Origin of the sequence: Virgibacillus kekensis, assembly GCF_042654125.1 — a bacterium.
Taxonomy (GTDB): Bacteria; Bacillota; Bacilli; order Bacillales; family Amphibacillaceae; genus Lentibacillus; species Lentibacillus kekensis.
Genome location: NZ_JBHSFU010000004.1, coordinates 1,037,686 through 1,048,248 on the forward strand (window position 1 = coordinate 1,037,686; position 10,563 = coordinate 1,048,248).

7 protein-coding genes are annotated in these 10,563 nt (G+C 31.8%); 1 reads left to right on the plus strand and 6 read right to left on the minus strand.

The features are described from left to right. Positions 1–78 precede the first annotated feature (78 nt). A complete protein-coding gene (gene gdhA / locus ACFO3D_RS09170; protein ID WP_390295040.1) occupies positions 79–1,461 on the plus strand; it encodes an NADP-specific glutamate dehydrogenase in 1,383 nt (460 codons plus the stop codon). 333 nt (positions 1,462–1,794) lie between these two features. On the opposite strand, the gene ACFO3D_RS09175 is transcribed toward gdhA, so the two are convergent. From ACFO3D_RS09175 to ACFO3D_RS09200, 6 genes are all read right to left on the minus strand, one after another. Further along, entirely contained in the window at positions 1,795–2,688 is an 894-nt protein-coding gene (locus ACFO3D_RS09175; RefSeq protein ID WP_390295043.1) for a hypothetical protein, read from the minus strand. Beyond that, entirely contained in the window at positions 2,675–3,100 is a 426-nt protein-coding gene (locus tag ACFO3D_RS09180; RefSeq protein ID WP_390295045.1) for a Panacea domain-containing protein, read from the minus strand. The genes ACFO3D_RS09175 and ACFO3D_RS09180 overlap by 14 nt, the downstream gene beginning before the upstream one ends. 486 nt (positions 3,101–3,586) lie before the next feature. Further along, a complete protein-coding gene (locus ACFO3D_RS09185; protein WP_390295047.1) occupies positions 3,587–6,880 on the minus strand; it encodes a DEAD/DEAH box helicase in 3,294 nt (1,097 codons plus the stop codon). After that, positions 6,870–8,147 carry a sigma-70 family RNA polymerase sigma factor gene (locus ACFO3D_RS09190; protein ID WP_390295049.1) on the minus strand — a complete coding sequence of 426 codons (1,278 nt, stop codon included), beginning with the start codon at positions 8,145–8,147 and terminating at the stop codon, positions 6,870–6,872. The genes ACFO3D_RS09185 and ACFO3D_RS09190 overlap by 11 nt, the downstream gene beginning before the upstream one ends. Positions 8,148–8,465: 318 nt before the next feature. After that, positions 8,466–8,711, minus strand: a complete 246-nt coding sequence (locus tag ACFO3D_RS09195; RefSeq protein ID WP_390295051.1) for a TIGR04540 family protein — start codon at positions 8,709–8,711, stop codon at positions 8,466–8,468. Positions 8,712–9,367: 656 nt separating this feature from the next. Next, positions 9,368–10,561 (minus strand): SH3 domain-containing protein, encoded by a 1,194-nt coding sequence (locus tag ACFO3D_RS09200; protein WP_390295053.1) that lies wholly within the window; start codon positions 10,559–10,561, stop codon positions 9,368–9,370. Positions 10,562–10,563: the final 2 nt, after the last annotated feature.

Sequence of the window (10,563 nt, forward strand, 5' to 3'; positions counted from 1 at the left end):
TTAAGTAAAAAAACTGAAATTTTTCTTTTAGGGCTTTTATTAGATATAGCTTTTTTAAATGTTAGGGAGTGAATAATAATGGCAACAATTACGGAGATCAAGCACGATGGGATACAAAAGGCTAAAGATTATGTCAACGAGGTCTATGAAGCAGTTAAAAAACGTGACCCTCACGAAAAAGAGTTCCATCAGGCTGTTAAGGAAATCTTTGACTCACTTGTGCCTGTATTTGTTAAACACCCAAGATACATGGAGAGCGGGGTTCTTGAACAGATTGTTGAACCTGAAAGAATCATTACCTTTCGTGTCCCATGGGTCGATGATCAAGGGAAAGTGAAAGTGAACCGGGGTTACCGTGTTCAATTCAATAGTGCCATTGGACCCTATAAAGGCGGAATAAGATTTCACCCTTCCGTGAATGCGAGCATTATTAAATTTTTAGGCTTTGAACAAATCTTTAAGAATTCTTTAACTGGCCAGCCCATCGGAGGAGGAAAAGGCGGTTCTGATTTTGACCCAAAAGGAAAATCCAACGGGGAAATTATGAGATTCACGCAAAGCTTTATGACAGAACTATGTAAACACATTGATCCTGATACCGATGTTCCTGCAGGTGATATTGGGGTGGGAGCCAGAGAAATTGGATATATGTTTGGACAATATAAAAGAATTATGGGCAGCTATCGTGCTGGTGTATTAACTGGAAAGGGACTTAGTTATGGAGGAAGCCTCGCCAGAACAGAAGCAACTGGATACGGCACTGTTTACTTTGTACAAGAAATGTTAAAAGACAAAGGATTAAGTTTTGAAGGAAAAACCGTGGTGGTATCAGGGACTGGAAATGTATCGATTTATGCAATGGAGAAAGCTACTCAATTTGGAGCTAAAGTCATAGCATGCAGTGATTCCAACGGCTTTGTTTACGATAGGAATGGAATAAACCTCCAAACTGTAAAAAAATTGAAGGAAGTGGAGAATAAAAGAATTGCAGAATATGTAAATGAACATCCTCACGCTGAATACTATGAAGGATGCACAGGAATCTGGACGATACCTTGTGATATTGCTCTACCTTGTGCCACTCAGAATGAAATCGATGTGAATTCAGCCAAGTTATTGGTAGCTAACGGGGTAATCGCAATTGGAGAAGGGGCAAATATGCCATCCACCTTAGAAGCCATTGATGTGTTCCTAAATAATCGAATACTTTTCGGACCAGCTAAAGCAGCTAACGCAGGCGGAGTTGCAGTATCTTCGCTAGAAATGGCCCAAAATAGTATGAGACTTTCCTGGACATTTGAAGAAGTTGACGCGAAACTACAACAGATTATGCGTAATATTTACCAAAACAGTGTAAAAGCTTCAAATGAATATGGTCACCCTGACAACCTTGTTGTTGGTGCTAATATTGCAGGGTTTTTGAGAGTGGCCGATGCTATGATAGAACAAGGTATTGTCTAGGCCATAATTTTTGATTACAAATAACCGGATGAATATCATGTCGCTAGCAGTGAAGTTTATCTGGTTATATATTTTGTCCTTAAAGCCTTTAAGATTGTATTCGGGCTTTCTTTTCATCCCTCGAGTCTAAGATTAATGCTTTATGCTCTTCTGCTCTACTAAAACCTCATTTACTTATGATACGGTTCAGCGTAGTTATTTAAGAGGCAAAATATAAGAAAATGAAGGCATTGGAATCAAGTTTCCAAATGCCTTCACTATATTTCTATGTGTTTAAAAGGTACGGGTATGTTGATGTGTGACCAAAAATAACATCCTATCAAATGTCCATATCTATTTGCTTTTTATAACATTCAGGATATAAATAAACCAAAAAATTGGGAGCAACCACCATAGCCCTTCCCAAGCGAAATTCAAATTAACGTTACTTAATTTTAATGCAACTGCGATTAAACACAATAACACTAACATCATATGAACAATAATAAGAGTTGGGTGTCTTTCAGTCAAAGTTGCCGACTCTCTTTTAGAACTCGAAAGAGATTTACCTGTTAACTTCGCAACTCCATTTAATAAGAAAAATAATATTAAAATTACAGAAGATGCTCCAATGGAACTAATAATCAATACCTCAAATAATTCCAGTCTATAGGCATTCTCGTAAATACTAGTAAAACCTTGAATTGATCCAAAAGCCCCCATCAATATTGCGGCGAAAATCCCTAAGATTGTAATATAATTTGTAGTCATTTTAGCATTTTCTTCTTGGAGTTTTTTATTTGCTTCTTGCAAGTCTTCAGTTGTTTTTTGTAATTCCTCAACCTTTTTAGACTTGTCCAACAGTACTTTTTGCATTTCTTCTATATAATGTATCTTTTCTTCTTGCTTTGCAAATAATGCTTCTTTTTGTTGTTGAGCTAACTCTAAGTGTTCAACTATCTTTAATCCTTTTTTATAAATTTCATCAGTGACATCAAATTCTTCTTTAATAGAATCCTCAATGCTTTGTATTAAATAGAATCCTTCTCCGTTTTTTATATTATTATAAAGAAACTGAGAAGCTGCCGCATACGGTAATAAGTCATATTCCATTTCGTTTAGAAGGTCAAAGAATTCTTGAAAAGTGTTTTTTTGGATTTCTTCATCTACACCAGAAGAAGTTGCCCCATATAACTTATTTAAACAATCGATAAGTCTTTCTGATAATTCTTGTCTATCTAAAGTCATTTTGTAGGTCCTCTAATGAGTAGATAATTTTTTGATTTCTAAGGATGGCTTCTCTGTTATTATACCATGTAGGTCTATTATGGCTATCTTCTATTAACGAGCTAATACTTCTATTCACATTGTTGTTAAAGTATGAATTCAATTCATTATAATTACTATTAGTAGTTGTTTCTCTTCTAATGTTATATCTACCAAATCTTTGATTTCTAAAATATTCTGATCTAACAACAGGACCATACGACCATGCTTCAAAAGGTTCTGTATAAATATCATTGACCAAATCATTAATCCCGTGATCTTTTATATATTCTCCGAGTGTGAAATATAATATCTTTTGTAGCTTTAGATTACTTATTCCACCATGGTTATTGGATAAAGAAATTATATGTTCTGCAAAACGTTGCATTGTCATAGGACTTCCCCCACTTTCTATTATAAAGTCCATAGTCTATATAATTATTATATTACAACTTTTAAATTTTGTATAATTCAATTCAATATCATTGATGTATTCTTTGTTCACATAAAAGAGTTTTATGCTAACCAACGCAATACTTCACTAGGCAATTTGAATAATAATACATTAAAAGTTAAATAATAATAATTATTTCTTCCTAGATTGTAGTGTCAATATCGTGTACTAGCAATACTTTGCACCGCTGTGATTTAAGAGAAAAAAATAGCCACTGGTGAAGTACCAATGCTTATTTTTTATAACTTAATACTCATATAAATATATATTTAAAATATTGCTCCTAATAATTCTTTACAATCTAATCAATGCTTTGCTAATTAGGTCTCTTCATTTTTCGTGTGTAATACACCGGGCGACTAACCACTTTCACTTGATTTAGAAAGTGTAAAGGATTTAACGCTTAGCTTTTTAAAATGATAGACTTTATTTTTTCGGTTTACTTAAAGCGTCCTTTACTTCGCCTGGTAGAATTCCCATAAAATAATCTTCTATATTATCCCAAAACCATTTTGAGTAATTTAGAATTTTCTCTTTTGGCGAATTTCCTTCTTGTTCTTTTGTAAAAAGATACTTCAACATTTCAACGCTTGTATAATGTTTATCTTGAACATCTTTTAAAATTCTATTTTGATAAAAATCACCTTGTTTAATAGCTTTTTCTAATGGATAAATTGAGTTCATCCTTAAATATATTTGTGGGTTGTTTCCACCCACAACTTGATAATTTAATAACTTTCGACTCTCCCCAATTCCAAGTGCTGCTATCTTCGCATCTAATTCAACACTATTTGCCCTCATGTAAAATGTAAGTATATCGCGACCGTGCTCAACAAAATTATCACTCGGCTTCAAAGTTGCTAACAAGCCTCTCTTAATGAATGTCGTGAATAAATCTCCATCTTTGTGAATGATATACTTCGGTTTAGAATCTCCACTGCTCGGACGTTCGGATATGAATTTAATCTCTTTTATCTTAGAATACTCAAATGCTGCGTTAATAACTGTTTGTGCAAACGTCATTGCTTCGAACTTATCAGAGATTTTTAATGTTTTCATAAAATGATATCCAAGATCATCTACCGAAAAATGTTTTCCAGACATTTTATAAATATTAACGAATGTTTCAAATCCCTGTAAGATTAAATTATACTCAGAAACAATTGGCTCAATTGATTCATTGTTATTCAACCCTACTTCTACACCTGACACATATATAAGCTTTTCAAAAATAGATTTATGCTTCAATTTCGCTCTTTCTTCTGCTGAATACAATGCAAATTTGAAACTAGGAAAAGACATACTTCTATAATACTTTTCCCATATTCCACTCAAGTTCACTTGATATACAGCAGAATAACTCTCACTCTGTATTTCGTATAGCTTGCTAAAATATTTTCCTAAGCTAGAATGAATAAAAGTTCTTTCCAATTTAGGAGTAACGAAAATTAAATCATTCCCAAATAGACTTCTTGGTCTCGCGACAAATGGCGAATACCCTAGTTTATTTGGTGAAGAAAAATCCTTTTCAATCATTAATAAAACAGTTTTCACTTTATTGTCTAATGAATCTTCATCACGTTTGTTTTGAACAAAGATATATTTAAAATCCTCTGGACTAATAATTAAATTACGGTTATAATTCTTTTCTTTATATACTGATAAAACTTTTTTCATAACCTCTATAATTTGACTCTTTCTAATCGCTGACATACCGTATAGCTGTTTAACCTCGTTCATGTCACGATTTAGAAAATCAATTAAACCATATCCGTTAGCAACTTTTTTCTTATCTCGAGCTGCCCTTCCGATTTCTTGAATATAATCAACGACATTACCAGTAGGAGCATAATGGTAAACATTTGTAATATCAGGAATGTCGATCCCCATTCCAAAGGCTTTCGTTGCTAAAACAAATTGTAATTCTCCACTTACATATTGATATAAAACCTCATCTTTTTCCTCTTTTGAAAGGCTACCATGGTATTTACCTGTAGCTTCAGCAAGATCTGGTGCATTTTGCGTTAAAAAGGTTTTGAAATCTGTCAACAATTTTACTGTTGGAAAATAAACTAATGATTTTTGTTTGTTATTATGAGCTTTTTTTAAATGTTTCAAAGCTAACGCGTGTTTCGTTTTTCGATAATCCCTTCCTTCTTTCTCTAGATCTTTTTCACTACTTCGAACAACCATAATTAACTCATCACGACGAACTTTTCCAAAGTATGAAATAGGACTTATCATATTAAGACTATTTCTCGTATCTAAATACATATCTTCTCGTCCACCGTATATAGCCGTTGCAGTGAAAGTAACTATAGGGAATTTATACTCCTTTCTTAACTTTGCTAGATAGATACCTAAATACCAATAGTCAGAGCGAAACGATTTTCCCCAAGTAGTTACAATATGAGCCTCATCAATAATCACGACACCAATATTTCTATTACCAATCAGCATTTTAATATCGGATCGAGCTTGAAGCGTTTCAGGAGATAGGTATAAAATATCAACTTTCTGATTTTGAATTTCATCAAGTATACGTTCTTTTTCATAAGGTGGAGTATTTCCATTTATTGTTGCTGAGTTTTTAATCCCTTTTCTTTGCATACTATCAACTTGATCATTCATTAGACCAATCAATGGTGATATTACTAAAGTTAAAGGTTTATCATCTGCATATTTATCCGCTAAATATAATGCCGGGATTTGGAACATCACTGATTTTCCTGCTCCTGTTGCTGCAGTTATATAAATATCACGAAAATCTTCACCATGCATTGCTTTTTCTGCCTGAATGACTATATCATCGATAATTTGAGCTTGTGAAATATTTATCGTTTCTTTAGATTGACCCTCTATGTTTTTATAAAACTCAATTTCTTTGTAATCATCGTACCCATAAACATCATTCAAAATTTTCACATATGCATCTTCATTCGCTATTACCTTTCTTCTTATTGATAAAGTTGTAAAATAAATATTTATATCAGAAATATTAGCGAGAATATTAATTCGCGCTAAATAGTTATTAGGTAGTAGCTCATTTGCGCCTGATAAAACAAATAGGACATTATTGGTACCTTCTTTTGTAATAATGTTCATAATGAGATCTAAAAAGGGAAGTTCATCATCCGATAATTCTATTTGCGAGATATTTTCTGTAGGGTAATCTTCGCTAAATTTATAGTCATACTCCTTCTCATCATAATATTTAAAAGTCAATGGTTTTTCATCAAATTCTGGATACGTCACATAATAGTTTCCACTGTGCTTCGAATAATCAATTTGCCCATAAAATTTCGAGACGTTTTCTAATATTTTTAACTGATCATTTTCTAATTCATTATCTTCTTGATAATATAGGTAATGATAAATGCTCTCAACATTTGACAGTGAACCTCTGTATGGATACTGTTTATTAAACAGATTATTTTCGATTACCAATACGGGCATTTTATTAATAGCTTCTTGGTCTTTAAATAATTGATATTCTTCAATCGTCATCCATAAATAAGCATCTGTAAAAGTACGATGTTGGATAATATCTTCTATTACCTGTTCTTGTAGAGTTGATAAATTTACTGTATCGAAGTAGTCTATACTAAACGAAAAGTACTTTTTCTCTCTTTTTAATTTGCTTGTGTCAAAACCTTTTAAAACAACTATACATGGTCCATTTTGTTCTGCAATTTCCTCAATTCTTTTTTCAATATTCATACAAATGCTCCTTTAATATTGTAGTCGTTTTTGGTCTTCGAAGCTTCTTAAGCGCCTTTGCTTCTATTTGTCGAATTCTTTCTCTTGTCAAATTGAATATTTGTCCAATATCCTCCAATGTTTTTATTTCATCGTTTTTAAATCCAAAACGATAATATAAAATTTGCATTTCTCTCTCCGTTAAATTTGATTTAAAGATCTCACCTATTGTATTTCTTAATTCAACTTTATAATATTCCTCTTCAGGCATATTTAATTTTTCGTCTAACATGAATTCACCTAATGGAGTGTTTTCATCATTTCCAACAAGGCGATCAAGACTATCCAAATTACTTTGTGAAATATAAAAGCGCAGTTCTTCTATCACGTTAATAGGTTCTTCCATTAATTTAGAAATCTCAACGGTTGTAGCAGGTCTAGCCAATTCATTCCACAATTCATTCTCGATTTTTATGAATTTATTCATTTTTTCTCTATAATGAACTGGAATTCGTATTAATGTTGAATAATCCGCTATCCCTCTAGTAATCGCTTGTCTTATCCACCAAGTAGCATAAGTTGAAAACTGATTACCCAAGGTAACATCGAATTTTTCTGCAGCCTTTAGTAATCCAATAACCCCAACTTGATACATATCATTCAGATCGAACCCCACTGTTGCTAATCCTGAATACCGCTTCACAATCTTCCAAACTAATTTTCTATTCGCTTCAACTAGATTACTAAGTGACTTATTTCGTTTTGATTCATCTCCTGAATGTATTTGATATAAATATTCAATATTCCATGACTTATCAATAACATCTTCAAGTAAATCAACATGTTCAATGAAGCTGTTGTCATCCAATAAAGAATCTAGATCATTTTCAAATAAATCATCAGGTATATCAAAATCAATTTCGTTTTTCTGTTGCGGTGTATCTTCAATAATGATATATTCTCTTCTCGTTAGATCGCTTAGAATATTCTCTTGTATACTTTCATCTATATTATTTTGTTTGAACCATTTCACAAGAATACTTCTGTTAATTTCATTTTCTAGCTCAATACATTTTAACAACTTAAATAACTTTGCCTTTAATAAAGTTTTTGGAAGATCAATGATTTTTATTTGCAAAGAATCTAGTTCATCATAAACGGCAAACTTTTCTTCTATTTCAAGTGTGTATTCTTTAAACCACTCGTCAACAAAATTTTGCTCTATTTTACTACCGAAACGAAAATTATCATTAATATGAGATAGTAGATCATCTAAATTTTTATTCATTTGCATCACTTCCCTTACCTACTAAACCGTTATTTTGTAGTAAGCTTGTAATCTATAAAAAGCTTCAATGTCATCGCCTTACGATCATATTCATTAGCATTTACAAAGTATTCCTTCATATCTCATCAAAAGCTACTGCACGAGTATGGACCATATTAATACTCACCGGACTACACAATTGAAATAACCTCTAAAATAACTTCCTTAGATTCCCTTGTAATAAAATTTCAAGAATAATAGAGATCTCATTTTCCAGCCAATTTTCTTTTTGTGAATCGAGTTGAATATTCTATGACGTATCTCATTCATCAAACTTTCCTAACTGACATAATTTTGATTAATCACTTGATCAACTACCTCAAGCCTACGTTTTCCACATTGTTGACGAAGAATTGTTGTAAATTCTCCTTCTTTCATGAACTTACTTTTATTTGTGGCATATAACTTTTGAATAAGTTCTATCATTTTTGATTCATCAATTTCATCTTCCCAATATCTATCTATAACAAGATTAATAGATGTTGCTAAATCCCTTTGTGTCTTTTGAAATAACTTTATTTTCATAAAACCACCTCGATGTACTCTTACTTTTTTTATACTTTATCTTTATTTTATACATAGTTCGAAAGTAATACAAGACTTATTAGATAGCTTGTATCATATAATCATAGTTTTTAAGAATTTTTGATTAAGTAAAAATTCGACATGGATTGAATAACCCTCCAAAGATTGGGGAATTAAATGATTATTATTTCACCAAAACACTATTAAATATGTTAATCTTTTACTTAGCAGAGTAAGAGGCAAAAAAGCATTAGGAGCTGTCCACCCCTAATGCTTTTTTACCGGTATATAAGGTTATCTAATTTACTATTTTATAGTCAACAGGGATCTCTTTTTCTTTAATAAAAAATAAATCTCCACTACTTCTAGTACAGGCTACATAAAAAAATATCTGGTTTCTTTCCTCCCTTTTGTCTCTGTTAAACTAACATGGTCGAACCTAGTAAAAAGGATATTATGTTGTTGGTGATGAAACTCAACAAATTCAGTGTCCATTCCTTTTACTTCTAAGTGCTCCTTTTTCATGAGTAATCTCCTCCAGTGTCTTAGTAATTTGAAATTCCTATCTAAACAGTTGTGCACCCACATTCGATTCCCTTTAAACATAAAGAAAAAGAGCAGTATAGAAACACCACTCTTGTTTGAAAAAGATATTTTTATTTTTTTAGTTTCTCTAAATATCGAGTATAAACCCAACCAGTAACAATTTGCTCATTTTCATTTTCGTACTCAATCAGTGTCCAGTTTTTATTTTTGTAAAGCACTTCTACCACTGTACCAAAATTAACCTGTCCAACTGGATCTGAATTTTTCTTTTTAGTTATTCTTACAATCATTTTATCTGTACTAACAATTCGATAATGTAATTGTTCTTTATTATCTAAAATAAGGCTTTGATATTCTGCTTTAATTACCTTCAATACTCTCACTTTATTTTCAACCATTATATTCGTAATAGAATCCTGTACTGTTTGCATAAATGGTGTTGCTAAAAATAGAATTATACCGCATATTAGGTTTATTAAAACTTGCTGATATAGTGGCTGTTGCTGATATTTTTTAACTTCTGATATTAATGAATTAATTTCTGTACTATTTTGCTGAATAAGTATGTTGCTTTCATGTAATGCTTTGTTAACAATATCTTGTACTTCATCCCTTGTGTATTGTGTATTTTGATATTTAACACTACCATTTTCTTCGACTTCTATCTCTCCGAATGTCATATCATTTAATAAATCAGTAATTGCTGAAATATCTACGGTTGCAATATCAATAGTCTTTGCCCTTACATTTTCAAAGACATAACTAGTGTCCTGTATCAGAGAAATTAAATCGTAATTTGCCAAATTCATGCTTTGTATCTGTTCACTTAAACGCTGTAGCGGCATAGTTATACCACTTATAGATTCTAACGATTTTCTGATACCAGAGAAGTCAATTTTTGCGTGTATTTGATTCAATGTACTTGTCGCTTTAGCAATTTCCGCAAAAGCATCTGAATGTAGTACTGTTCCTAAATTTGAAATCCTACTTATTGTAGCAATTGAATCACTAAGATCAATTAAACTTAGTTTTTTTTGTAAATCATATATAGGTAATTTGATTTTATTTAATTGATTAACAGCCTCTAACAAACCACTAGAATGAAAGTTACTGTGTATTTCTAGTAACGGATATCTCATTCCTTCCATCATATTAGATGCTGTTAGTCCAATAGATTGTATTTCTCTTTGAGCATTAAGCATTGGACTAAAATCTAATTGGCTTGTTAATTTGCTGAAGCGCTGCATTTGCTCGTTTACTCCTGAGAAACTATCAATGATATTTTTATTATTGTCTTTCCCCAAAT

Bases quoted from the DNA above. Each gene is read 5' to 3' on its own strand.
- ACFO3D_RS09195 (WP_390295051.1), bottom strand. From the start codon at position 8,711: ATGAAAATAAAGTTATTTCAAAAGACACAAAGGGATTTAGCAACATCT.
- ACFO3D_RS09175 (WP_390295043.1), bottom strand. From the start codon at position 2,688: ATGACTTTAGATAGACAAGAATTATCAGAAAGACTTATCGATTGTTTA.
- ACFO3D_RS09180 (WP_390295045.1), bottom strand. From the start codon at position 3,100: ATGACAATGCAACGTTTTGCAGAACATATAATTTCTTTATCCAATAAC.
- ACFO3D_RS09190 (WP_390295049.1), bottom strand. From the start codon at position 8,147: ATGAATAAAAATTTAGATGATCTACTATCTCATATTAATGATAATTTT.
- ACFO3D_RS09185 (WP_390295047.1), bottom strand. From the start codon at position 6,880: ATGAATATTGAAAAAAGAATTGAGGAAATTGCAGAACAAAATGGACCA.
- gdhA (WP_390295040.1), top strand. From the start codon at position 79: ATGGCAACAATTACGGAGATCAAGCACGATGGGATACAAAAGGCTAAA.